The organism is Kitasatospora sp. NPDC094016, from assembly GCF_040304045.1.
Lineage (GTDB): Bacteria > Actinomycetota > Actinomycetes > Streptomycetales > Streptomycetaceae > Kitasatospora.
The window spans coordinates 233,528-257,690 of sequence record NZ_JBEOUK010000005.1 but is presented as its reverse complement, the minus strand read 5'-3'; the positions used below and the strand labels follow the sequence as shown (position 1 = coordinate 257,690).

The 24,163-nt window shown below is 72.4% G+C and carries 22 protein-coding genes and 2 tRNA genes; 7 read left to right on the top strand and 17 right to left on the bottom strand.

Annotated elements, in window-relative coordinates; genetic code table 11:
- Positions 1-47: 47 nt before the first annotated feature.
- Positions 48-509 carry a YwqJ-related putative deaminase gene (locus tag ABT015_RS07785; protein ID WP_350877742.1) on the top strand — a complete coding sequence of 154 codons (462 nt, stop codon included), beginning with the start codon at positions 48-50 and terminating at the stop codon, positions 507-509.
- Between the two features lie 83 nt (positions 510-592).
- Positions 593-1,102, top strand: coding sequence for an SUKH-3 domain-containing protein (locus tag ABT015_RS07780; protein ID WP_350877788.1), 510 nt, complete (start codon positions 593-595; stop codon positions 1,100-1,102).
- 66 nt (positions 1,103-1,168) lie between these two features.
- On the opposite strand, the gene ABT015_RS07775 is transcribed toward ABT015_RS07780, so the two are convergent.
- Positions 1,169-2,437: a sensor histidine kinase gene (locus tag ABT015_RS07775; protein ID WP_350877741.1), complete on the bottom strand. Its 1,269-nt coding sequence runs from the start codon at positions 2,435-2,437 to the stop codon at positions 1,169-1,171.
- Positions 2,438-2,696: 259 nt separating this feature from the next.
- On the opposite strand from ABT015_RS07775, the gene ppc reads away from it, so the two are divergent.
- Positions 2,697-5,507, top strand: a complete 2,811-nt coding sequence (gene ppc / locus ABT015_RS07770; RefSeq protein ID WP_402451493.1) for a phosphoenolpyruvate carboxylase — start codon at positions 2,697-2,699, stop codon at positions 5,505-5,507.
- 144 nt (positions 5,508-5,651) lie between these two features.
- Here the strand turns inward: ppc and ABT015_RS07765 are convergent, their stop codons facing one another.
- The 6 genes from ABT015_RS07765 to ABT015_RS07740 all read right to left on the bottom strand — a co-directional run bounded on the left by ABT015_RS07765 (position 5,652) and on the right by ABT015_RS07740 (position 10,521).
- Positions 5,652-5,975 (bottom strand): hypothetical protein, encoded by a 324-nt coding sequence (locus ABT015_RS07765; protein WP_350877739.1) that lies wholly within the window; start codon positions 5,973-5,975, stop codon positions 5,652-5,654.
- Between the two features lie 137 nt (positions 5,976-6,112).
- Positions 6,113-6,691, bottom strand: a complete 579-nt coding sequence (gene pth, locus ABT015_RS07760) for an aminoacyl-tRNA hydrolase (protein ID WP_063348046.1) — start codon at positions 6,689-6,691, stop codon at positions 6,113-6,115.
- A gap of 109 nt (positions 6,692-6,800) precedes the next feature.
- The gene (locus ABT015_RS07755; RefSeq protein WP_350877738.1) at positions 6,801-7,388 is read right to left on the bottom strand and encodes a 50S ribosomal protein L25/general stress protein Ctc; all 588 of its coding nucleotides are present in this window, start codon (positions 7,386-7,388) and stop codon (positions 6,801-6,803) included.
- A 284-nt stretch (positions 7,389-7,672) separates the two neighbouring features.
- Positions 7,673-8,650 (bottom strand): ribose-phosphate diphosphokinase, encoded by a 978-nt coding sequence (locus tag ABT015_RS07750; RefSeq protein ID WP_350877737.1) that lies wholly within the window; start codon positions 8,648-8,650, stop codon positions 7,673-7,675.
- A gap of 200 nt (positions 8,651-8,850) precedes the next feature.
- Complete coding sequence (gene glmU, locus ABT015_RS07745; protein WP_350877736.1) at positions 8,851-10,305, bottom strand: bifunctional UDP-N-acetylglucosamine diphosphorylase/glucosamine-1-phosphate N-acetyltransferase GlmU; 1,455 nt, start codon at positions 10,303-10,305, stop codon at positions 8,851-8,853.
- Positions 10,306-10,450: 145 nt separating this feature from the next.
- A tRNA-Gln gene (locus tag ABT015_RS07740) sits at positions 10,451-10,521 on the bottom strand.
- 248 nt (positions 10,522-10,769) lie between these two features.
- Between ABT015_RS07740 and ABT015_RS07735 the strand changes: the two genes are divergently transcribed.
- Positions 10,770-11,771 carry an acyl-CoA desaturase gene (locus tag ABT015_RS07735; protein WP_350877735.1) on the top strand — a complete coding sequence of 334 codons (1,002 nt, stop codon included), beginning with the start codon at positions 10,770-10,772 and terminating at the stop codon, positions 11,769-11,771.
- A gap of 26 nt (positions 11,772-11,797) precedes the next feature.
- Positions 11,798-12,565: a TetR family transcriptional regulator gene (locus ABT015_RS07730; protein ID WP_402451488.1), complete on the top strand. Its 768-nt coding sequence runs from the start codon at positions 11,798-11,800 to the stop codon at positions 12,563-12,565.
- A gap of 63 nt (positions 12,566-12,628) precedes the next feature.
- On the opposite strand, the gene ABT015_RS07725 is transcribed toward ABT015_RS07730, so the two are convergent.
- Entirely contained in the window at positions 12,629-13,420 is a 792-nt protein-coding gene (locus ABT015_RS07725) for a methyltransferase domain-containing protein (protein WP_350877734.1), read from the bottom strand.
- A 110-nt stretch (positions 13,421-13,530) separates the two neighbouring features.
- Here ABT015_RS07725 and ABT015_RS07720 point away from each other — a divergent pair, with 110 nt between their 5' ends.
- On the top strand, positions 13,531-14,028 hold the full coding sequence (locus ABT015_RS07720) for a MarR family winged helix-turn-helix transcriptional regulator (protein WP_350877733.1): 498 nt from the start codon (positions 13,531-13,533) through the stop codon (positions 14,026-14,028).
- Between the two features lie 15 nt (positions 14,029-14,043).
- On the opposite strand, the gene ABT015_RS07715 is transcribed toward ABT015_RS07720, so the two are convergent.
- The 5 genes from ABT015_RS07715 to ABT015_RS07695 form a co-directional block, all read right to left on the bottom strand.
- On the bottom strand, positions 14,044-14,991 hold the full coding sequence (locus ABT015_RS07715; RefSeq protein WP_350877732.1) for a LuxR C-terminal-related transcriptional regulator: 948 nt from the start codon (positions 14,989-14,991) through the stop codon (positions 14,044-14,046).
- A gap of 300 nt (positions 14,992-15,291) precedes the next feature.
- Complete coding sequence (galE, locus tag ABT015_RS07710) at positions 15,292-16,254, bottom strand: UDP-glucose 4-epimerase GalE (RefSeq protein ID WP_350877731.1); 963 nt, start codon at positions 16,252-16,254, stop codon at positions 15,292-15,294.
- 151 nt (positions 16,255-16,405) lie between these two features.
- The gene (locus tag ABT015_RS07705) at positions 16,406-17,074 is read right to left on the bottom strand and encodes a helix-turn-helix transcriptional regulator (protein ID WP_350877730.1); all 669 of its coding nucleotides are present in this window, start codon (positions 17,072-17,074) and stop codon (positions 16,406-16,408) included.
- Between the two features lie 195 nt (positions 17,075-17,269).
- Positions 17,270-17,345: transfer RNA gene (locus ABT015_RS07700), tRNA-Thr, on the bottom strand.
- Between the two features lie 184 nt (positions 17,346-17,529).
- A complete protein-coding gene (locus tag ABT015_RS07695; RefSeq protein ID WP_350877729.1) occupies positions 17,530-17,979 on the bottom strand; it encodes a winged helix-turn-helix transcriptional regulator in 450 nt (149 codons plus the stop codon).
- A gap of 200 nt (positions 17,980-18,179) precedes the next feature.
- Between ABT015_RS07695 and ABT015_RS07690 the strand changes: the two genes are divergently transcribed.
- Entirely contained in the window at positions 18,180-18,776 is a 597-nt protein-coding gene (locus ABT015_RS07690) for a flavodoxin family protein (RefSeq protein ID WP_063348057.1), read from the top strand.
- Between the two features lie 20 nt (positions 18,777-18,796).
- Here the strand turns inward: ABT015_RS07690 and ABT015_RS07685 are convergent, their stop codons facing one another.
- From ABT015_RS07685 to ABT015_RS07670, 4 genes are all read right to left on the bottom strand, one after another.
- Positions 18,797-20,131 carry an MFS transporter gene (locus tag ABT015_RS07685; RefSeq protein WP_350877727.1) on the bottom strand — a complete coding sequence of 445 codons (1,335 nt, stop codon included), beginning with the start codon at positions 20,129-20,131 and terminating at the stop codon, positions 18,797-18,799.
- A gap of 123 nt (positions 20,132-20,254) precedes the next feature.
- The gene (locus ABT015_RS07680; RefSeq protein ID WP_350877726.1) at positions 20,255-21,574 is read right to left on the bottom strand and encodes a S8 family serine peptidase; all 1,320 of its coding nucleotides are present in this window, start codon (positions 21,572-21,574) and stop codon (positions 20,255-20,257) included.
- 99 nt (positions 21,575-21,673) lie between these two features.
- Positions 21,674-23,362, bottom strand: a complete 1,689-nt coding sequence (locus tag ABT015_RS07675) for a WXG100 family type VII secretion target (RefSeq protein ID WP_350877724.1) — start codon at positions 23,360-23,362, stop codon at positions 21,674-21,676.
- A 43-nt stretch (positions 23,363-23,405) separates the two neighbouring features.
- Complete coding sequence (locus ABT015_RS07670) at positions 23,406-23,864, bottom strand: DUF2563 family protein (protein ID WP_350877723.1); 459 nt, start codon at positions 23,862-23,864, stop codon at positions 23,406-23,408.
- Positions 23,865-24,163: the final 299 nt, after the last annotated feature.

Sequence of the window (24,163 nt, the reverse complement as noted above, 5' to 3'; positions counted from 1 at the left end):
GTCCCACCGGTCCTTCCGTCAGCGGGAACAGAGGAGGAGGACGACGCATGACCACCGGTGAGCCCGCGGGCCCGCCCGTGCTGCGCCACCACCGCGACAGCCTGCTGCCCGCCGTCGCCGCCGCGCTGTCGCTCAAGGGCGGCGAGGTGCACACCCTGGCCGGGGACAAGGACGCCCGACGGCCGGTCCTGCACCCGCTGGTCGGCGAGTTCCTGGACACGCTGCCCGTCGAGGCGCGCGAGCGGTTCACCGGTCGCTGCCCGGAGGCCGTCCTGCTCTCCCAGCACCTGGCCGCGGTCGACGGCCGTCGCTCCAAACGCGCCGCCCGCAAGCCGATGACCCTGCACGAGGCCCGCAAGGCGCTCAAGGGCTCCCGGATGACGACCGTTCGCATCCGGGAGGAGGGCGACCCGGCGCACGGCACCCACGCCCCGCCGTGCCGTTCCTGCGCGCCGATGCTGGAGCACTTCACCGTGCAGAGCGTCGCCGTCGGGCCGCCCGCGCCCTGACCGCGCCCTCGTACGCCCCCTGTCCCCGAGCCCTGGAGTCCGCCCTGAACCCGCCCAGCGCGCCCCCGCCACCGCCGGCCACCCTGTCCGCCGCCCCCGCCGGGCGGGTCCGCCCGCGCTTCCCCGCCGACGTCGCCGCCGAGCTCAAGGCGGCCGGCTGGCACCCCGGCCGCTGGCAGATACGGCAGGCCGAGGAGTGGGCCGACGCCCTGGTCGGGTACGGCGGGGCGGCCGGCCTGCGGCACGCGGTGTTCCCGGCGGCGGTGGAGGCCTGGGCGGAGTTCGGCGGCCTCGCCTTCGACCTGGCCGGCCCGGGCCGCCAGCTGGCCCGCACCCCGTTCCTGATCGACCCGCTGTGCGGACTGCACCAGCCGCGCACCCTGCTCGACCTCGGCCGCGCCCTGGGCACCCAGCTCGCCCCGCTCGGCGAGGAGGCGTACGGGCAGGCGCTGCTGGCCGTCGACGAGGAGGGCCGGGTCTACAGCCTGGACCACACCGGCGAGTGGTTCCTCGGGCACGGCATCGACCAGGCCGTCACCACCCTGGTCCTGGGCACCGCCCCGGAGCGGCTGCGCACCGCCGACGGGTCCTGACGGCGGCCCGGGGCGCTCCGCCGACGCGCGCCCGGGCCTGACCTCCGGGCCGGGCCTGACGGCGCGTCACCGCAGCCGTTCGGCCCGGACCGCCAGCCGGGACGGCAGCACCGCCTCGACCCGGAACCCGCCGTCCGCCTCCGGCCCGGAGGAGAAGGTGCCGCCCAGTGCGATCACCCGCTCCCGCATCCCGACCAGCCCGTTGCCGCCGCTGGGCAGCTTCGCCGCGCCCCCGCCGCCGCCCGGGCAGGCGTTCACCACGCTCACCCGCACCCCGTTGGGCGCGTACGCGAGCAGGACGGACACCCGTGCGCCGCCCGCGTGCTTGTGCGCGTTGGTCAGACCCTCCTGGACGACCCGGTAGGCGGTCTGCTCGGCCTCGCCGGTGAACTCCTGCCGGCTGCCGCTGACGGTCAGCGTCACCGCCATGCCGGCCGCCCGGGACTGGTCGACCAGCCGGGGCAGCCCGGCCAGCGAGTCCGGCTCCGGCTGGCGCTCGTCGTCCATCCGCAGCACGCCGAGGATCTCCCGCAGCTCGTTCAGCGCCTGCCGCCCGACCTCGCCCATCAGCTTGGCGCTCTGCGCGGCCTTCTCCGGGTCCTTGGCGACGATCCGCTCCAGCGCCCCGGCGTGCACCACCATCAGGGACACCCGGTGCGCCACCACGTCGTGCATCTCCCGGGCGATCCGGGTGCGCTCCTCCAGCCGGGCCCGGCGGGCGCGCTCCTGGGCCTGCTCGGCCAGCAGGTCCAGCTCGGTCTCCAGGCCGTGCGCGCGGTCCTTGAGCGAGTCGATCAGCCGCCGCCGCGCGCCCACGTACAGTCCGGTGACCACCGGCGGGACGGTCAGGCCGACGGAGACCAGCACCGCGATCAGCACCTGGCCCCAGAGCGGCGGCTGCTCCACCGCCGTGTCGCCGGGCGTCAGCATCGACACCATCATCACGGCGACGGTCTCGGCGAAGGCCAGTGCGGACAGCGCCACCACCCGCCAGCGCCGGGTGGGCCACTCCCAGGTCGCCGCCAGCGTGTACAGCGACACCACCAGCAGCAGGACGCCGAGCATCCCCGGCATCGCCACCAGGGTCACCAGCACGGGTACGGCCGGCCAGCGGCGGCGCAGCACCAGCGAACCGCCCGCCACCACGCCGAGCAGCGAGATGCCGGCCATCCCGGCGGCGCCCAGGTGCACCCGGCCGAAGAGGAAGGCGATCGTGCTGAGCGCGCACTCCAGCGCGGCGAGCGCCGCCAGCCCGATGTCCAGGAAGGCGCTGCGCGGCCGTTCCCACCACCAGAACGGCCGGACCGGCGCGCGCTCCCCAGGCGACTTGCTCATGGCCGACAGCCTAAGCGGCAACCCCCTCCCCTCCCCACCGGGATTGTCCCCGACACCTCGCCGGACCCTCAAGTGGTCCAGACCACATGCGGCCTGCGGCGGCACTGTCCGCCATCCGGCCACCTCGCGGACAGCGACCGCCCCGACACCTATGCTGGTCGCGTCGGACAGCGCGGTCCGCACGCGTCACACCCGCCACACGCGGGCGGACCTGTGACGATGAGCCGTTGCCGAACCCCACCACCACAGGGAGCCAGCCGTGACCGCTCCGGTCCCCACCCCGGCGGACAGCCCCACTGTCCACGCCACCGGCCCAGTTGCCGACAACGCGGCCCTGCGGGCGGACATCCGCCGCCTCGGCGACCTGCTCGGCGAGACGCTCGTCCGCCAGGAAGGCCCCCAGCTGCTGGGCCTGGTCGAACAGGTCCGCCTGCTCAGCCGCACCGACGGCGAGGCCACCGCCGAACTCCTCTCCGACATCGACCTGGACACCGCCGCCAAGCTGGTCCGGGCCTTCTCCACCTACTTCCACCTCGCCAACGTCACCGAACAGGTGCACCGCGGCCGCGAGTTCGCCACCCGCCGCGCCCGGGAGGGCTCGCTGCTCGCCCAGACCGCCGACCAGCTCGCCGAGGCCGACCCCAAGCACCTCGAGAACACCCTGGCCCACCTCGCGGTCCGCCCGGTCTTCACCGCCCACCCCACCGAGGCCGCCCGCCGCAGCGTCCTCAACAAGCTGCGCCGCATCGGTGAACTCCTCGACCGCATCCACCGCGAGGAGATCGCCGCCGGCCTCTCCCAGGCCGACCCGGCCCGCACCAGCAGCGCCCGCCGCCAGGCCGACCGCCGCCTCGCCGAGGTCATCGACCTGCTCTGGCAGACCGACGAGCTGCGCATCGCCCGCCCCGAGCCCACCGACGAGGCCCGCAACGCCGTCTACTACCTGGACGAGCTCTACCGCGACGCCGTCCCCCAGGTCCTGGAGGAACTGCACGAGGAACTCGGCCGGGTCGGCCTCACCCTGCCCGACGGCGTCCGCCCGCTCACCTTCGGCACCTGGATCGGCGGCGACCGCGACGGCAACCCCAACGTGACCCCGCAGGTCACCTGGGACGTCCTCAACCTCCAGCACGAGTACGGCATCAAGGACGCCCTGGCCGCCGTCGACGACCTGCGCAGCACCCTCTCCACCTCCGAGCGGCTGGCCGGCGCCTCGGTCGAACTGCTCGCCTCGCTCAACACCGACCTGCACCAGCTCCCCGAGCTCAGCCCCCGCTACAAGCGGATGAACGCCGAGGAGCCCTACCGCCTCAAGGCCACCTGCGTCCGGCTCAAGCTGGAGAACACCCGCGAGCGGCTCGCCCAGGGCACCCCGCACGTCGAGGGCCGCGACTACCTCGGCACCCGCGAGCTGATCACCGACCTGCGGCTCATCCAGGACTCCCTGCGCGCCCACCGCGGCGAGCTGATCGCCGACGGCCGCCTCGCCCGCGCCATCCGCACCATCGAGGCCTTCGGCCTCCAGCTCGCCACCATGGACGTCCGCGAGCACGCCGAGGCCCACCACCACGCCCTCGGCCAGCTCTTCGACCGCCTCGGCGAGGAGGCCTGGCGCTACGCCGACATGCCCCGCGAGTACCGGCAGAAGCTGCTCGCCAAGGAGCTCCGCTCGCGCCGCCCGCTCGCCCCCACCCCGGCCCCGCTGGACGCCGCCGGCACCAAGACCCTCGGCGTCTTCAACACCATCCGCGAGGGCTTCGAGCGCTTCGGCGACGAGATCGTCGAGAGCTACATCATCTCGATGTGCCAGGGCGCCGACGACGTCTTCGCCGCCACCGTCCTGGCCCGCGAGGCCGGCCTGATCGACCTGCACGGCGGCATCGCCAAGATCGGCATCGTGCCGCTGCTGGAGACCACCGAGGAACTCCAGAAGGCCGACCTCATCCTCGACGAGATGCTGTCCGACCCCTCCTACCGGCTGCTCGTCTCGCTGCGCGGCGACGTCCAGGAGGTCATGCTCGGCTACTCCGACTCCTCCAAGTTCGGCGGCATCACCACCTCCCAGTGGGAGATCCACCGCGCCCAGCGCCGGCTGCGCGACGTCGCCCACCGCTACGGCATCCGGCTGCGCCTGTTCCACGGCCGCGGCGGCACCGTCGGCCGCGGCGGCGGCCCCTCGCACGAGGCCATCCTGGCCCAGCCCTGGGGCACCCTTGAGGGCGAGATCAAGGTCACCGAGCAGGGCGAGGTCATCTCCGACAAGTACCTGCTCCCCTCCCTCGCCCGGGAGAACCTGGAGCTGACCATCTCCGCCACCCTCTCCGCCTCCGCGCTGCACACCGCCCCGCGCCAGGCCCCCGAGGAACTGGCCCGCTGGGACGCCGCGATGGACCAGGTCTCCGCGGCCGCCCACACCGCCTACCGCGCCCTGGTCGAGCAGGAGGACCTGCCGAAGTACTTCTTCGCCGCCACCCCGGTCGACCAGCTCGCCTCGCTGCACCTGGGCTCCCGCCCGTCCCGCCGCCCCGACTCCGGCGCCGGCCTCGACGGCCTGCGGGCCATCCCGTGGGTCTTCGGCTGGACCCAGTCCCGCCAGATCGTCCCCGGCTGGTACGGCGTCGGCTCCGGCCTCGCCGCCGCCCGCGCGGCCGGCCTCGGCGGCGTGCTCGACGAGATGCACGGCCAGTGGCACTTCTTCCGCAACTTCCTGTCCAACGTCGCCATGACACTGGCCAAGACCGACCTGCGGATCGCCCGCCACTACGTCGAGCAGCTGGTGCCCGCCGACCTGCACCACGTCTTCGACCAGATCGTCGCCGAGCACGAGCTCACCCTGCGCGAGGTGCTCCGGCTCACCGGCGAGGGCGAACTGCTGGAGCACAACCCGGTGCTCAAGCAGACCTTCACCGTCCGCGACGCCTACCTCGACCCGATCTCCTACCTCCAGGTCGCGCTGCTGCGCCGCCAGCGCGAGGAGGTCGCCACCGGCCGCCACGAGGACCCGCTGCGCGCCCGCGCGCTGCTGCTGACCGTCAACGGCATCGCCGCCGGCCTGCGCAACACCGGCTGACGCCACCGCGCGTACGGGACGGGGCCGCCGTCCGCCCTCCGGGGTGGGCGGCGGCCCCGTCCCGTACCGGAAGGGCCCGGGGCACGCGAAAGGGCCGGTGCCCGTGGGCACCGGCCCGGTGTCGTGTCACCGCGCGGACAGGACCTACTCGCCCGGCTCGCCCGCGCGCCGGCGCTTCAGCCACAGCGCGGCGCCGCCGGCCGCGACCACCAGGCCGCCGCCGACCGCCAGCAGCCCGGCGTCCGTGCCCATCGAGTCACCGAGCAGCGGCCCGAACTGCGCCGCCGCCGGATCCGCGGAGACGCCCGGATCCGGCTCGGCCACCGCGTCCGCGTGCGCCACCGCGCCGCCCGAGAGCAGCACCCCGGCCGCCCCCAGCGCACCGGCCGTGCCGACCCGCCGTCCGAACTGCTTCAGTCGGACCACCCGGAGCCGCCGCAGTCGGCGGACCGGACGAAAACCCCGCATCGAGAACTCCCCAGGACTCGTTCGCGTACCAGGCCGACGCTATCCGATCCCGCACAGGCTTCTCACACGGATTCAGGTTTGGACCGGCAAGCGTTGTACGACTGTTGCGTAACACCACTCCCGGACTTGATGCAGCGTCAGGAGTTGTAGGTGCCCTGCGCCCGCTCCAGCCCCTCGGACAGCAGCGCCTCCACCGCGTCCGCCGAGCGGTCCACGAACCACTCCAGTTCCTTGCGCTCGGCGCCGGAGAAGTCCTTCAGCACGAAGTCCGCGACCTCCATCCGGCCCGGTGGCCGGCCGATCCCGCACCGCACCCGGTAGTAGTCCGGCCCCAGCGACTTGGTGATCGACTTCAGCCCGTTGTGGCCGTTGTCCCCGCCGCCCAGCTTGAGGCGCAGCGCCGCGTAGTCGATGTCCAGCTCGTCGTGGACGGCGACCAGCGCCGAGGCCGGCGCCTTGTAGAAGTCCCGCAGCGCCGTCACCGGCCCGCCGGAGAGGTTCATGAACGACATCGGCTTGGCCAGCACCACCCGGCGGCCGGAGAGCCGTCCTTCGGCCACCTGCGCCCGGCTCTTGTGCGCCTTGAACTTCGCGCCCATCCGCTGCGCCAGCAGGTCCACCACCATGAACCCGATGTTGTGCCGGTTCCGGGCGTACTGCTCGCCCGGGTTGCCCAGCCCCACCACCAGCCAGGGGCCCTCGTACTCGTCCGCCATGCCCTCTCTCCTCCTGTGCGCGCTCTACGTCATCTTCCCGGACACACCGCTGCCCCGGCCGCTCCGAGGGGAGCGACCGGGGCAGCGGTCACAGCTGGTGGGGCGAGGCTCAGGCCTCGGTGCCCTCGGCCTCGACGGCCTCGTCCTCGGCCGGGGCGGCCTGGGCGCCGATGACCTGCAGCACGACGGCGTCGGCGTCGACGGCCAGGGTGACGCCGGCCGGCAGGACGATGTCCTTGGCGAGGACGGAGGCACCGGACTCCAGGCCCTCGACCGAGACGGTGACGGCCTCGGGCAGGTGGGTGGCCTCGGCCTCGATCGGCAGCGCGTTGAGGACGTGCTCCAGCAGGTTGCCGCCGGGGGCCAGCTCGCCCTCGGTCAGGACCGGGATCTCGACGGTGACCTTCTCGCCGCGCTTGACCAGCAGCAGGTCGACGTGCTCGATGGTGCGCTTGATGGCCTCGCGCTGGACGGCCTTGGGCAGCACGTACTCGTCCTTGCCCTCGATCGGCACGACCAGCAGGGCGTTCGGGGTCTTGAGCGCCATCATCAGGTCGTGGCTCGGCAGGTTCAGGTGAACCGGGGCGTGGCCGTGGCCGTAGACGACACCGGGGACGAAGCCGGCACGGCGGGCGCGACGGGCGGCACCCTTGCCGAACTCGGAACGGGTCTCAGCGGCGATGCGGATCTCGGACACGACTGCACTCCTCGGGAAGAACTGGCGCGGGGGTGCAGGCAACGCGAAAAACCGCCGGGGCCACACCCTCAGTACGTTCGGGGGTCACTCGGCGGTAACGGCCTCTGCCGACGGACGGAAATCCGACACCGGCAGCGCGTCGATCACGGAGCGGGCACCCGGCAAGCAGGCGCACGGCATCCCTCGCCGAGCAGTTTCACGAGTCTAACCGCATGAACGGCCTCCCGTGAAATCGGCGGCGGCCCCGGTCCGATCCGGACCGGGGCCGCCGCCGTCGGGCTTCGTCAGTGCACGCCCTCGAAGAGGCTCGTGACCGAACCCTCCTCGAACACCTCGCGGATCGCGGCCGCGATCGAGGGGGCGATGGACAGCGTGGTGATCTTGTCCAGCTGGATCTGCGCCGGGGTCGGCAGCGTGTTGGTGAACACGAACTCGCTGACCCGCGAGTTCTTCAGCCGGTCCGCGGCCGGGCCGGAGAGCACGCCGTGGGTGGCCGCCACCAGGACGTCCGCGGCACCGTTGTCGAACAGCGCGTCGGCCGCGGCGCAGATCGTGCCGGCGGTGTCGATCATGTCGTCGACCAGGACGCAGACCCGGTCCTTGACGTCACCGACGACCTCGGCCGACAGGATGGTGTTGGCCTGGGTCATGTCGCGGCGCTTGTGGATGATCGCCAGCGGCGCGTCCAGCCGGTCGCACCACTGGTCGGCCACCTTCACCCGGCCGGCGTCCGGCGACACGATGGTCAGCTTGGAGCGGTCCACCCTCCCGCCGACGTAGTCCGCCAGCATCGGCAGCGCGAACAGGTGGTCCACCGGACCGTCGAAGAAGCCCTGGATCTGCGCGGTGTGCAGGTCCACGGCCATCAGCCGGTCGGCGCCCGCCTGGCGCAGCAGGTCGGCGACCAGGCGCGCCGAGATGGGCTCGCGGCCCAGGTGCTTCTTGTCCTGGCGGGCGTACCCGTAGAACGGCAGGATCGCGGTGATGCTCTTGGCGGAGGCCCGCTTCAGCGCATCGATCATGATCAGCTGTTCCATGATCCACTGGTTGATGGGAGCCGTGTGGCTCTGCATCACGAAGCAGTCCGCGCCGCGGGCCGAGTCCAGGAAGCGGACGTAGATCTCGCCGTTGGCGAAGTCCAGGGCCTTGGTCGGGACGAGCTCGGTCCCGAGCGCCTCGGCCACCTCCCTCGCCAGTTCCGGGTGGGCACGGCCGGAGAAGAGCTTGAGTTTCTTCTCACCCGACGTCGTGATCCCGCTCACTGCACCGTCTCCTCGCGTTGCTGACGCTGAACCCCGTCATCCCGTGCGGGCAGGCGCAGCCGGCTCGCACGGGGTCGGGGGAATTGTCGGTACGCCTGGACACGGGCCGTAAGCCCAGTGGCGCACGTATGACCCCAAGGTTACGCGCCCACGCAGAAACCGTCCGCCCCGGGACCGTCCTCGGGCTCCCGCCCGCCCCGTCAGGCGTCCGCGGCCCCGTCCGCCGCGGCCTTCGCGGCCTTCGCGGAGGTGGTCCCCGGGCGCTTGCGCTCCACCCAGCCGTCGATGTTGCGCTGGTGCGCCCGGCTCACTCCGAGCGCGCCCGGCGGGACGTCGGTGGTGATCACCGAACCGGCCGCGGTGTAGGCGCCGTCCCCGATCGTCACCGGGGCGATGAACATGTTGTCGGAGCCGGTGCGGCAGTGCGCACCGATCACCGTGCGGTGCTTGTTGACGCCGTCGTAGTTCACGGTGACCGAGGCCGCGCCGACGTTGGTGCCCTCGCCGATCGTGGTGTCCCCGATGTAGGAGAGGTGCGGCACCTTGGCGCCCTCGCCCAGCTCGGAGTTCTTCACCTCGACGTAGGTGCCGACCTTCGCCTTGCGGGCCAGCTTGGCCCCCGGCCGCAGGTAGGCGTACGGGCCGGCGGTGGCCAGCTCGCCCACCTCGGCGCGGTCCGCCGTGGTGTTGCTCACACGGGCGCCGGCGCCGATCAGGGTGTCGGTCAGGGTCGAGTTCGGGCCGACCTCGCAGCCCTCGCCCAGGTGGGTGGCGCCCTGCAGCTGGGTGTTCGGCAGCACGAGGGCGTCCGGCTCGTACGTCACCTGCACGTCGATCCAGGTGGTCGCCGGGTCCACCACGGTGACGCCGGCCCGCATCGCCCGCTCCAGCAGGCGGTCGTTCAGCAGCCGGCGGGCCTGCGCGAGCTGCACCCGGTCGTTGATGCCCAGGATGTCCCGGTGGTCCTCCGCGACCACGGCGCCCACCCGGTGCCCGGCGGTGCGCAGGATCTCCAGGGTGTCGGTGAGGTACTCCTCGCCCTGCGAGTTGTCCGTGGTGAGCTCGGCCAGCGCCTCGACCAGCAGCTTGGCGTCGAAGGCGAAGACGCCCGAGTTGATCTCGGCGATCGAGCGCTGGACGGCGGTGGCGTCCCGCTCCTCGACGATCGCGGCGACGGTGCCGTCCTCGTCCCGCAGGATCCGGCCGTAGCCGAAGGGCTCGGGGACGACGGCGGTCAGCACGGTGACCCCGTTGTCCTGGGCGGCGTGGGCCTTCGCCAGGCGGCGCAGCGTGTCCCCGGTCAGCAGCGGGGAGTCCCCGGCGGTGACGATCACCGTGCCGTCCAGCACCACACCGTCGGCGGCCAGCGCCTCCAGCGCCGTGCGCACCGCGTGCCCGGTGCCCTTCTGGTCCTCCTGCACCACCGGGCGGGCCGCCGGGTAGTGCGCCGCGAGGTGCTCCTGGACCTGGTCCCGCTGGTGTCCGACCACCACGACGAGCTGTTCCGGCGTCAGTTCGCGGGCCGCCGAGACGGCATGACCCACCAACGACCGGCCGCAGACCTCGTGCAGCACCTTGGGCAGCTTGTTCGACTTCATCCGGGTCCCGCCACCGGCGGCGAGCACGACAACGGCGGCAAGCGAATTGGCACCCATGCGGGGAGGCTCCTCGGTCGGTTCACAAGAGCGGGCAGAACGGGCCCGGACCGGACCGAGGCCGGTCGCCATTCGCACAGTCCGCCGAGCAGCACCGACAATACCGGCGGTTCGGCGGTACGCCCGAACCTGAGGCGTGCAGAGGCTCCGCCGCTAGGATTCGAACCCAGACAAAGGCCTCCAAAGGGCCCTGTGCTGCCATTACACCACGGCGGATGGTTGCTCAGACCCTACCCGAGTCGACCCTGCCATGGGTATCAACTGCCGCGATCCGCAGGCCCCGATCCGCCGGGAACGGTCGAACAAGCCGGGCCGCCGGTTCATCCATCCAGTCGGGTGAATTCACTCAAGCGCCGTGCGGCGGCGTGTTCCCTTCGCCACGGAGCGCAACCTACGATGCCGTAGGTTACGCCAACGTAGCCTCCGCTCTCCCTCCCGCACAGGGATGCCGCAAAGGGACGCCCATGACCACCAAGGCCGGCGAGCCGAGCGCGGGGAACGCCGCGCTTCCCACCGAATCCCCCGATTCCACCGATCCCACCGACACCGCCGCCACCCGGCTGTCCGCCACCCGCGGCGGGGAGAAGCAGGGCTTCGCCGAACGGCTGGCGCTCGGGCTGTTCATCCTCGTGCCGTTCGCCGCGCTGGTGGCCGCCGTGCCGGTGGCCTGGGGGTGGGGACTGGGGTGGACGGACGCGGCGATCACCGTCGCCATGTACTTCCTCACCTGCCACGGCATCACCGTCGGCTACCACCGCTACTTCACCCACAGCGCGTTCAAGGCCAACCGCCCGATGCGGCTCGCCCTCGCGGTCGCCGGCAGCCTGGCGGTCGAGGGCCCGCTGGTGCGCTGGGTGGCCGACCACCGCAAACACCACCGGTTCAGCGACAAGGACGGCGACCCGCACTCGCCGTGGCGCTACGGGGAGAGCCTCCCGGCCCTGCTCAAGGGCCTGTGGTGGGCGCACATGGGCTGGATGTTCGACGAGGAGCAGACCCCGCAGCTCACGTACGCGCCGGACCTCGTCCGCGATCCGGCCATACGGCGGATCTCCCGGCTGTTCTGGCTCTGGACCATGATCTCGCTGCTGCTCCCCCCGCTGGTCGGCGGGCTGGTGACGCTGTCCTGGTCGGGCGCGCTGTCCGCCTTCTTCTGGGGATCGCTGGTCCGGGTGGCCCTGCTGCACCACGTCACCTGGTCGATCAACTCGATCTGCCACGCCGTCGGCCGCCGCCCGTTCCGCTCCCGGGACCGCTCGGGCAACGTCTGGTGGCTGGCGGTGCTCTCCTGCGGCGAGTCCTGGCACAACCTGCACCACGCGGACCCGACGGCCGCCCGGCACGGGGTGCTGCGCGGGCAGATCGACTCCTCGGCCCGGCTGATCCGCTGGTTCGAGCTGGCCGGCTGGGTCCGGGACGTCCGTTGGCCGGACGCGCAGCGGATCGCCGCCCGCCGCGCCGCATGAGTCGTCGCTTCCAGCATGATGTAGGGGTGAACGGGAGCAGCGCAGACAGCACAGGCGGCCACCAGAGCACGCGGACGGACGCGGCGCCCGACGCGGCGCCGGCCCGTCCGCGAACCGCTGCACCGGCGGGCGGGGGCGCCTCGGGGGGTGCGCCCGCCCCGACGCCGCGCCGCCGGGGCGGGCGGGTGCGGATGACCGGCAAACAGCGGCGGGAGCAGCTGCTGGAGATCGGCCGGACGGTGTTCGCGGAGCGCGGCTACGACGGCACCTCGGTCGAGGAGATCGCCGAGCGGGCCGGGGTGTCGAAGCCGGTGGTGTACGAGCACTTCGGCGGCAAGGAGGGGCTGTACGCGGTGGTGGTGGACCGCGAGATGCAGTTGCTGCTGGACATGGTCACGGGGGCACTGACCGGCGGGCACTCGCGGGAGCTGCTGGAGCAGGCCGCGTTCGCGCTGATGGACTACATCGACACCTCGACGGACGGCTTCCGGATCCTGGTCCGGGACTCCCCGGTGGCCCAGTCGACCGGCACCTTCGCGTCACTGATCAGCGACATCGCGACGCAGGTGGAGGACATCCTCGGCCTGGAGTTCAAGTCCCGGGGCTTCGACGCGCGACTGGCCCCGATGTACTCGCAGATGCTGGTCGGCATGGTCGCGCTGACCGGGCAGTGGTGGCTGGAGGTCCGCAAGCCGGACAAGGCGCAGGTCGCGGCGCACCTGGTGAACCTGGCCTGGCACGGGCTGGAGGGCCTGGAGCGGCACCCGAGGCTGGTCGGCGGGCGCAAGGACTGACCTGCGGGGGGAAGGAGCGACCGACGGGCGGGCGGAAGGGCCGGCGGCCCTCCCGCCCCGGGTTCAGGCCCTGGTCCCGACGGCGAAGATCCGCCGGAACGGGAAGACGGTGCCGTGCGGCCCGGCCGGGTAGGCCTCGCGCAGGAGCGCCCCGTACTCGGCGAGGAAGGCGGCCTGGCGGGCGGGATCGGTCAGCCGGGTGAGGACGGGGCGCAGGGCGGTGCCCTTGACCCAGGCGAGGACCGGGTCCGGGCCCGGGAGCAGGGTGCGGTAGGTGGTCTCCCAGACGTCGGGCGCGCAGCCGGCGGCGGTGAGGGCGTCCAGGTAGCGCTCGGGCGGGTGGACGCCGGCCCTGGTGTCGTCGTCGCCGAGGAGGCCGCGCCAGCGGGGGCCGCGCCGGAGTTCGGCGAGCAGGGTGTGGCTGGGGGCGTCGAAGTTGCCGGGGCCCTGGAAGGCGACGGTGCCGCCGGGCCGCAGGGCGCCGGCCCAGCGCGGGACGAGGTCGAGGTGGCCGTCGATCCACTGCAGCGTGGCGTTGGAGACGATCAGGTCGGGTCCGGCCGGGGCCGGGTCGTAGTCGCGGGCGTCGGCGAGCAGGTAGTCGGCGGTGGGCTCACCGTCGGTGCGGGCGGTGGCGAGCATCGGGGCGGAGTTGTCGACGCCGGTGAGCCGGGCGTGCGGCCAGCGTGCGCGCAGCACGGCGGTGGAGTTGCCGGGGCCGCAGCCGATGTCGAGGATCACGGGATCGCTCGGGTTCGGGAGGGCGGGGACGCGGGCGAGCAGGTCGCGCAGCGGACGGGTGCGTTCGTCCACGAAGCGCAGGTACTGCGCCGGGTCCCAGACGGGACTGGTCATGGTCCACCTCGCAAGTATCTCGACATCAAGATATCCCAGGTAGCCTTGCTGGCACATTTCTCGACGTCAAGAGACTTCACATCGACACATCCACCGATACACTGATCGTCATGGAGGACGAGGTCGACAGGCTGGTCGCAGCGTGGCGCCGAGAGCGCCCCGACCTCGACGTGCAGCCGCTGGAGGTACTCAGCCGGGTCAGCAGACTCGCCCGGCACCTCGACCGCGCCCGCCGCACCGCCTTCGCCGAGCACGGGCTGGAGCCCTGGGAGTTCGACGTCCTGACCGCCCTGCGCCGGGCCGGCTCCCCCTACCAGCTCTCCCCCGGCCAGCTGCTCACCCAGACCCTGGTCACCTCCGGCACCATGACCAACCGCATCGACCGCCTCACCGGCAAGGGCCTGGTCAAGCGCCTGCCCGACCCGGACGACCGGCGCGGCGTGCTCGTCCGGCTCACCGACGACGGCCGCGACCGCGCCGACCAGGCGCTCGCCGGACTGCTCTCGCACGAACGCGAACTGCTCGCCCAGCTCAGCTCCGGCCAGCAGGGCGAACTCGCCGCGCTCCTGCGGCAGCTGGTCGCCCCGTTCGACAACATCCCGGGCTGACCCGCGCCCCGGAGCTCACGTCCGGTCCACCGCGGTCGCGACCGACGGCGGCGCCGGCAGGGCCGGCTCGGCCGGGCTGACCCCGGCCCGGCGGGCCACCGCGACCGCGGCCAGCGTGGAGTGCACCCCGAGCTTGCCGAGCACGTTCTGCATGTGCGTCCGGACGGTGTGCGGCGACAGGTAGAGCCGCTCCGCGACCGCCTGCCGGCCCAGGCCCGCGACCATGCACCGCAGGATCTGCTTCTCCCGCGGAGTGAGGGTGTCGACCAGCCGCTCGCTCTCGGTGCGGTCCCGCCGGGCGGTGGTCAGCTCGCGGATCACCCCGGTCAGCAGCGCGGGCGGCAGGTGCGTCTCGTCCCGCAGCACCCCCCGGACCACGGAGAGCAGCCGGGCCAGCGAACTCTCCTTGGCCACCCAGCCAGTGGCGCCCGCGTGCAGGGCCCGGGCGGCGCGGTGCGGGTCGTCGGCGGCGGCCAGCACGACCGCCCGCAGCCCCGGATGGGCGCGGCGGACCCGGGCGAGCAGGGTGATGCCGTCCGGTGCCGGAGGCGCGGCCCTGAGCTGGTCGGCCCGGTACACGTCGGAGCGGGCCGGCTCCGTACCGCGCCCGCCCGGGCGCAGCAGGTCCACCTGGCGTCCGCCGGACTGCGCCACCGGTGGGCCGACCGGGTGGCGGGGCGGCGGCACCGCCGGGGCCGGCCGCCGCCGGGCCGCGTCGGCCGCGTCCGGGCCGGGCCGGGCCCGGACACCCGCCGAAGCGGCGCCCTCGGCCCCCAGGTCGGCGTCGATCAGGACCACGTCGAAGGCCCGCCCCTCGACCGCGGCGCGCTCCAGCGCCCGCTCGGCGGCGGCACCGCTGCCGGCCGCCCCCACCTCGACGTCGGGCTCGGCGGCGAGCGCCGCGGCCAGTGCCTCGGCGAAGATCCGGTGGTCGTCGACCACCAGGACGCGGATCCGCCCCATCGTCACTACCCCCCTGCTCAGACCGACCCGAGCCCGGGGGCGGGGACCGGCCCCGGCACCCGCGGTCTGGGCCCGTCAATCCGCCCGCCCACCGGTGGCCGGTGAGGCCGAAAAAAGGGCGCCGACCCCCACCGGTACCGCACTCAGCGTACGGGCCGGGAAACCCCCTCGTGGCGGTTTGGTGAAGTTTCGTCAGGAGGTGCGCGAGTGGCGGGATTTCACGCCATCACCGGTCGAAGCGGGCAACGCCGAGGCGCCGCCCCCGAACCTCCGGGAGCGGCGCCTGCGGGGCCCTGCGGCCTACTTGCCGTGCTTCTCCAGGGCGAACTTCCAGGCGTCGGCGACGATGTCGTCCAGGTTCGGGCGGCGCGGCGTCCAGCCCAGCGCCTCGTGGGCGCGGGCCGCCGAGGCCACCAGCACGGCCGGGTCGCCGGCCCGGCGGCCGGCCGCCTGCACCGGGATCTCCCGGCCGGTGACGCGTCGGACCGACTCGATCACCTCGCGCACCGAGAAGCCGCTGCCGTTGCCCAGGTTGCAGATCAGGTGCTCGCCCGGCTTGGCCGCGTCCAGCGCCAGCAGGTGCGCGTCGGCCAGGTCCGCGACGTGGATGTAGTCGCGGATGCAGGTGCCGTCCGGGGTCGGGTAGTCCTCGCCGTACACCGCGATGTGCGGGCGCTGACCCAGCGCAGCCTGGAACACCAGCGGGATCAGGTGCGACTCGGGGTCGTGGCGCTCCCCGTAGGCGCCATACGCACCGGCCACGTTGAAGTAGCGCAGCGAGACGGCGGCCAGGCCGTGCGCGACGGCCTCGCTGGTGATCAGGTGGTCCACGGCGAGCTTGGTGGCGCCGTAGGCGTTGGTCGGCGAGGTGCGGGCGGTCTCCGCGATCGGCACGACCTCCGGCTCGCCGTAGACGGCGGCGGTGGACGAGAACACCAGCTTGCGCACACCCGCCGCGCGCATCGCCGCGACCAGCTCCAGCGAACCCGCCACGTTGTTGCGCCAGTACTTCTCCGGGTCCACGACCGACTCGCCGACCTGCGAGGAGGCGGCGAAGTGCAGCACGCCGTCGAAGGAACCGTCCAGCACCCGGCCGGCCTCCTGGACCCGACCCTCGACGAACTCGGCACCGACCGGGACGCCCTCACGGAAACCGGTGGAGAGATCGTCCAGGACGGTCACCTGGTGCCCCGCCTCCAGCAGGTGGGCGGCCACCACGCTGCCGACATAGCCGGCGCCACCCGTGACCAGGTACTTACTCATGATGAGACCTCCAGCGGGCGACGGTCCGCCGGATCAGCGGCGGCCGTCGATGACGTGTGTACGACTGAGGCTATTCTCCCTGCCCGCCGGAGTGCCCAGGACCATGTGAACGGGCCGCCCCGGAGCCGGTTTCACGGAACCCGAGGCCCCCTCAGCCCCCGGCCATCCGCTCCAGCAGCCCGGTACGGGCCGCCACCGCGGCCGCCTCCAGCCTGGTCCGCGCACCGAGCTTCATCAGCACCCGCTGGACGTGCGTCCGGGCGGTGCTCGCGGCGATCCGCATCCCGGCGGCGATCGCCGCCGTGTCCTCCCCGTCCGCGATCCGGGCCAGCACCTGCACCTCACGGCGGGTCAGCAGCCGCAGCAGCCGCACCGCCTCGTCGTCCGGCTCGGCGACCGGCCGCAGCAACTGGTCGAAGGCCCCGCGCAGCACGTCCACGGCCACCGCCGCCTCGCCCGCCCGGGCCCGCCCGATCGCCCGCTCGACCACCCCGATCCGCTCGTCGCTCGGCACGTAACCCGCCGCCCCGGCCGCGAACGCCCCCGCCACACCGCGCAGTTCACCCACCGGCCCGAGCACGATCACGGCCACCTCGGGGCGCTCCCGGCGGATCCGGCGCAGCCCGTCGAAAGCCGTCGGCTCACTCGGTGCGGCCACCCCCAGCAGACACACCTCCGGCCGCCGGCCGACCACCAGATCGGCCGCGACCCCGGCCGGGCAGCCGACCGCGAGCACCCGGTGGCCGCGCAGTTGCAACGCCGTGGCCAGCGCCTCGGCCAACAGCCGGTGATCGTCGACCACCACGAGTCGAACGCCCATGACGCCCTCCCGGTCGGGGTTCGGCTCGCGCCCGCACCCCACGGGCGGGCGGCCGATGACGCACCATCACAGCGCATTCCGTACCCGACCCGCTAGGCCACCGTGTTCGGCCGCCGCAGCGGGCCGCCGCACTGCGCCCGACAGCCTGATCAGGGAACGGCAAAAGGCCCTCGCCATGAAGCGAGGGCCTTCGAGTGGAGCCCCCATGCGGAATCGAACCGCAGACCTTCTCCTTACCATGGAGACGCTCTACCGACTGAGCTATAGGGGCTTGCCGGGCTTTCACCGGGCCGGTCGAACAAGGAAGACATTACACGGCTGGCGCCCCGGAAGGGAAATCGGGTCCGCGACCCCGGCGCATGCCGGACCGACCCCCGGCGGGCGGGCACCCACCCCTCGGCGCGGGCCCGGTCGGCCCTCGATACGCCCTCGGCGCGCCTTCGGTGCGCGCCTGGTCAGCCTTCGGCGTGCGCCTCGTCGAACTCCTCACGGGCGGCCAGCATCTGCCCGGTCCGCTGCTCCGTCCACCGGCCGAGCGGCGCCAGCAGTACGGCCAGCTCCCGGCCGAGCGGCAGCAGGTCGTAGACCACCCGCGGCGGCGTCTCCGGGAACACGGTGCGGCGCACCAGTCCGCTGCGCTCCAGGCTGCGCAGCGACTGGGTGAGCATCTTGCGGCTGACCCCGCCGACGCCGCGCTGCAGTTCGGAGAACCGCTGCTGCCCGCAGGCGGCGAGGCTCATCAGGATCAACATCGACCACTTGTCGGCCAGTTCGGCGAACATCGCGCGGCTGGGACAGAGCTGGGCGAAGACGTCGAGCTCCTGCTCCCCGCCCTGCCCACCCTCCCGTTCCTGCCCCTGCCGCCCGGTGCCGCTCTCCGCCCGGGCCGCTTCCTCCGTCGTCATGCTGTCCAGGGTAGCCCTACGGTCTCCAATCCATCCTTGGTAACCGATAGAGACTTGGTCTATATTGGAGACCAGTCGACGGGCCGGGTGCGACAGCACGCGCCCGCCGCCCCTTGCCTTCCCCCTGCCTTGCCTGCGTTGCCTGCGTTGCCCTGCCCCTGCCCGTACCCGTTTCCGTTTCCGTACAGGAGTGCCCCCGCATGACCGCCATCCGCCCGACCGTCGCCCTCGCCTACCACTCCGGCTACGGCCACACCGCCGTCATCGCCGAGGCCGTCGCCCGCGGCGCCGCCGCCGCCGGCGCCGAGGTCGTCTCGATCGCCGTCGACACCATCACCGACGAGCAGTGGGCCCAGCTCGACGCCGCGGACGCGATCGTCTTCGGCTCCCCCACCTACATGGGCACCGCCTCCGGCGCCTTCCACGTCTTCGCCGAGGCCACCAGCAAGCGCTGGTTCTCCGACGCCTGGCGGGACAAGGTCGCCGCCGGCTTCACCAACTCCGCCTCCAAGAGCGGCGACAAGGCCGGCACCCTCGGCTTCTTCCAGACCCTCGCCGCCCAGCACGCCATGAGCTGGGTCAACCTCGGCCTCAAGCCCGGCTGGAACGCCACCACCGCCACCGAGAACGACCTCAACCGCCTCGGCTTCTTCAACGGCGCCGCCGCCTCCAGCCCGTCCGACGCCGGCCCCGAGGCCGTGCACAAGGCCGACATCGCGACCGCCGAGTACCTCGGCGAGCGAGTCGCCCAGCACACCGCCGTCGTGCTGGCCGGCCGCGCCGCCCTCGCCGGCTGACCGCACCGCACGGTCGGCACCTACGCCGCCGGGTCCGCCCCCAGGAGGGGCGCCCGGCGGCGTCCGCCGTCCACCGCCCCCAACTCCGCGCCACCGGTCTCCGGCAGCAGCCACAGGCACCCCAGCGCCACCACGCCCAACGCCACCAGGTACCAGCCGACCGGCTCCGCCGTCCCGTACGCCTCCGTCAGCCGCGTCGCCACCAGCGGCGTCGTCGCCCCGCCCACCACGCCGCCCAGGTTGTACGTCAACGCGGCACCCGTGTACCGCACCCGGGTCGGGAACAACTCCGGCAGGAACGCCGCCACCGGCCCCATCAGGCACCCCAGCACCACCAGCGCACCCGCCAGCGCCACGAACATCAACGGCCGGCGCACCGTCTCCAGCAGCGGGAACAGCACCAGCGACCACCCCGCCGCCAGCGCCGTCGCCCAGCACAGCGTCCGCCGCCGCCCCCAACCGTCACTGCGCGACGCGCTCACCCACACCGTCACGCCCATGCCCAGCGCGCCCACCAGCAGCATCACCAGCACCAGCGAACTCGCCACCCCGAGCCCGGACGTCGCGTACGCCAACGCGTACGTCGTGGTCAGGTAGAACAGCGCGTACCCCACGGTGATCGCCCCACAGCCCAGCAGCACCGTGCGCCAGTGCCCGCGCAACACCTCCACCACCGGCGCCCGGTCCCTCGGCTCGTCCGGCCGGAACAGCGGCGTCTCCTCCAACCGCAGCCGCACGAACAGCCCCACCGCCACCAGCCCCAACGACGCCAGGAACGGCACCCGCCAGCCCCACTCACGGAACGCCCGCTCGTCCAGGCCGAGTTGGACCGCCAGGAACACCCCGTTCGCCAACACGAACCCGCTCGTCGGCCCCAACTGCAGGAACGCCCCGTACCGCCCCCGCCGCCCGGCCGGCGCGTTCTCCGCGATCAGCAGCGCCGCGCCGCCCCACTCCCCGCCCAGCCCCACGCCCTGACACACCCGCAACGCCACCAGGGCCACCGGCGCCCACCACCCCCAAGACCCGAACCCCGGCAGCACCCCCACCGCCGCCGTCGACAGCCCCATCAACAACAGCGACACCACCAGCGTCGCCTTCCGCCCCACCCGGTCCCCGAAATGCCCGAACACCACCGCCCCCAGCGGCCGGGCCAGGAACGCCACCGCGTACACCGAGAACGCCGCCAACAGCGCCCCCACCGTGCCCAGTTCAGGAAAGAACACCGACCCGAACACCAGGGCCGCCGCCGTCCCGTACAAAAAGAAGTCGTAGAACTCGATCGCCGTACCGATCAGCGCCGCAGCCGCCGCACGCCTCAACTGCCCCGCCCGCCAGGCTTCCTCCGCATCCATACCACCACCCTGGACACCAGCCCACCGCGCCACCAGCCCCCACCCGGGTGACCACCGCGCACACCCCCACCCCACGCGCCCCCGGCTCAACACCGGAGGCGCGCACCGGCGCAGGCCCCCAGATCACCGCACGTACGGGTCCTCCCCCGGCGCCACTGCAGGCTGCCCACTGGCCTTCCGCCGCCGCAGCACGACGAACACCACACCGGCGACCAGCACCAACCCACCCACCACACCGGCCACAACCGGCAAGGCACCACCCGAACCGGAGGACTTCTCCGCCGTCGGCTTCACCGGCGGCGCCCCCACCGCCACATCACTCGGGCTCGGGGCGACCGAACTCGGCGAGGGCGTCGAAGTGGCCGACGGGCTCGCCGAGGGCGACGGGGCGGCCGGTGCCGAAGCCTCTGGAACCGGGATCGGCGACACGTCCGCTGGCCCCGGGTCGCCAGGACTCGTCAGCGCGATCCGCGGCCTAACCGCTCCATAACCGGCATCGTCCGTACGGGCGGAACCATCCTTTGGCTTACCCGCTGTATTGATAAGCACCCGCAGTATCTGGTTCGCCGTCCAGTTCGGGTGCACCGACCAAACCAAAGCAGCCGAAGCGGAAACCAGAGCCGCCGAGTCCGATGTTCCGTGACTCTTGCAGTACTCAGTCGATGAGGTGCAAGCCGCAAAAATGTCCGCACCAGGTGCAACAAGAGCGACCTGCGGGCCGTACTCCGATTCATCCGTCACAGTGCCGTTTCGGTCAACGGCCCCGACGCCGACCACATTGGGCAATCCACCCGGATACGACACCAAATTCCCGGACTTCGCTTCATTTCCCACGCTGGCCACAACTAGAACACCCTTGGCTCGCGCGGTCGCGAGCACTCGGTCCAGCTTGGCCACATCGTCCGGAGACGTCCTCGCCGCCGCCATACCCTGCGAGATGTTGACAACCTTTGCCCCCTGGTCGACCGCATAGTTCACGGCCTGCCCGATCTCACTTAGGAAATCGGCCGAAGTGACAGATCCGGCAGATCCATTGTTGATCTTGAGCGGCAGGACCTTGACCCCGGGCGCCAAACCGTAGGCACCCGTCCCACCAACACCCCTACCGGTTCCCGCGATCAAGCTTGACATCTCTGTGCCGTGTCCGTCATTGAACGACCCGACACCACCAGGGCTGTCACTGAAGTCCTTACCCGGAAGGAACTGCCCCACCAGGTCGGGGTGATCCAGTCTGAAGCCACCGTCAATCACCGCGACGGTAATCCCTTGGCCCTTGGTGATCTGCCACATCTCCGGCGCATGCATGGCATCCAGATGCCATTGCCGCTCACGGACTGTGTCATCCGCAACTGCCGGTGCTGCAACTGGGCCAACCACGACTCCCACTGCCAGAAGCGCAGCAGCAACTACCCGCCGACGCGCTCGCACGCTCGTCTGCCCCATCGCAACTCCTCGTCAATCTCTCCGTCGACCGGGGAGCGTGCCCCGAACAGGTCTGCCCGGCCACCGGGAGAGCCCAGTGGCCGGGCAGTCGTTGCCGTCCTACTCAATCACGTCCGGGTTGCTGTGCGGCGTACCGCTGGTCCAGGTTTCCTCGTCCTCGTGGAGGTAGTCGGCCCGCTTGCGGCGATCGTGCTCGTTCCGCCCGGAGCGACCCGTCGTTCCGGGGGCCATCATGCCGTTCTGCCCCGAGCGGGCTTCGCCCTCGACGGCTCCCGCAGCAGCCGCCCGGTTACGCAGACCCGTACCACCCGGCGTGAACTCCCCGCCAGCAGCCGGGCCCTTGCGGCCGCCGACCGCTCCTCCTCCGGTCGAGGTCAGGCCTCGGCCCCGCGAGCTGCCGCCCGAACCGACGGCTCCGGAACCACCACCCATCCCCGGATGCATGCCGCCACCCACCCCGCCCGCGCCGCCGGCCGCTCCCGCCCGACCCGCCTGGGCCTCGCGGGCGCCGAAGACCGTCCCGCTGGGCAAACCCGGGCTGCCACCGGACTTTTCCGGTACCGAGCCGCCGCCGAACGGAGCCGTACGGGCGGGGATCGAGCCCCCGCCCTTGCCCGAGATGGAACCGCCACCACCGCCCTTGGCCGGGATCGAGCCACCCCCACCACCGGTCGGGAAAGCTGTCACCGAGCCGCTACCCGCGAAACCCGGGTAGCCGGGGGTGCCACTAGGCCCACCGGGGTAACCGGGGGTACCACTCGGACCGCCCGGCGGGAAGCTGCCACCACCGCCAGGACCGAGCGGCCCGGTCTGGCCAGGAAGCGTCGGCACGGTAGGCAGGCTGTCGAGCCCGGTACCGGGACGGTGAATGGGGTCCGATGGAATAGATGGAGAGATCGAGGGACCCGGGTCCGCGGGCGGCGCTGGCACCTGCCCGCCGCCGTGCGATGGAATCGCTTCAGTGCGACCCGGAACAGGCGGTCCCCACGAACCCGCTTCCGGGCTGCGGGGCGTGACGGAACCGCCGCCATAGTTGCCACCGGACAGACGGTAGCTCCCATTCGAGCTACCACCACTCGTACGGGGGCTTCGGAGAGCACCGCCGTAACCTCCACCACCTCCGCCCCCTCCACCTCGAGACGCTCCGGAAGAGTCGTTCTGGTTGGTCGGCGTCGGCGTACCCGGCAGAGCCACGTCCCCGAGCCCGGCCAGCTTCGTCGTCGCTGCCTCGTACGCCTGCCCCAGCTTCTCCATCTGGTGGATGGCTTCCTGGTGAGCCTTGTAGACCCGCTGGGAGGCGGCCACAGCCTCCGTCTCGGTGACCCAGGAGCAGTTCTGCTTCTTCATCATGGCGTCGACGGTGGCGGTGGTCGGCCCGGTCGGGGTGAAGTTGGCGCTCGTGAGCGCCAACTGGTTGGGCACCCCCTGGGTCGAGCGCGCCTTGACGATGTCGACATCGTCGTGTGGCACGTCCGGCACGGCCACCTTGGCGGTACTGAGTGCCTCACCGGCCTGGTGCATGGCGTCGCCGGCTGTTGTGGAGTAGTCACCGAGCAACGCGGCCGACTGCTGCAGGTTGCCTGCCCAGGTCTTGAAGCTCTCGGCGGCCGGCCCTTCCCAGCTGACGTTGCCGATGTGCGATTTGAGTGCCGCGCCGAGTTCCTTCAGGACACGGCCGGCCGACTTCAGCTGGGTGCCGCGGCTCAGCACCGTCGTGGGGTCGGTGCTCTGGACCATTTTCTTGAGCTGGGCGTGTCCGACGCCCTCGAAGTTCGTTCCGTCTGCCACTACTTACTCCCCGATTCCCCGAATGCCTTTCCCCGGACCGCCATCAGAGGTCGACGTCGGTCCGCTTCGGTGAGGTCCCCGCCGGCGCGGGGCCGCCCGCGTTCTTCGCGACGGCGTTCTGCGCCGCCGTCGTGTCGTCCTCGTTGGCCGAGTAGTTGCCCGCCGTCGCTGCGACCGCGGTCTTCATCGCCTCGATCTGCGACACGAAGTCCTTGTGCAGCTTGACGAGCTGGGTGTGCACCTTGTCGTAGGCCGCGGTCAGGGCTGTCGCTTCGGCGAACTCCGCGCTGGCGAAGCTTCCGCCGGTCAGCTTCTGTTCCTGGAGTTTGTACGGGGCCGCCGGGGAGCCTTCCATGGCCTGGAGCAGGGCTTCGATCTTCTTGGCGAACGCGGTGAGCGTGTCGAGCTCGACCTTGACGTCCTTCTTGCCGAAGGCGGAGACCAGGTCGGCGGCGCTGACGTTCGTCTGTACGGTGCTGACGAGGGGGCCGAACCCCATCATGTGGCTGAGCATAAATGGCGTGACGTCACCGGACGTGTCCGGACTGGCCCCCGTGTTCGGTGGAACCTCTCCTGCCACAGCAGTTCACCTCTCCCCCGTACGGTCGGCGGTTCGGGGTGATCCCGGTGCCGCCGATCCGCAACATACCGTCAACTTCTCGGTCGTACAGTGCTGGTCGGTGCGCCGCCCGCCCTGGGGGCGGTTTCCGCCTCCGCAATCGTAGCCACCGCCCCTGTCGGGTCGGCAGGGCCCTTGGCCCGCCTGTGCGGGATCGGTACGAACTTGACACGTGCGGCCCT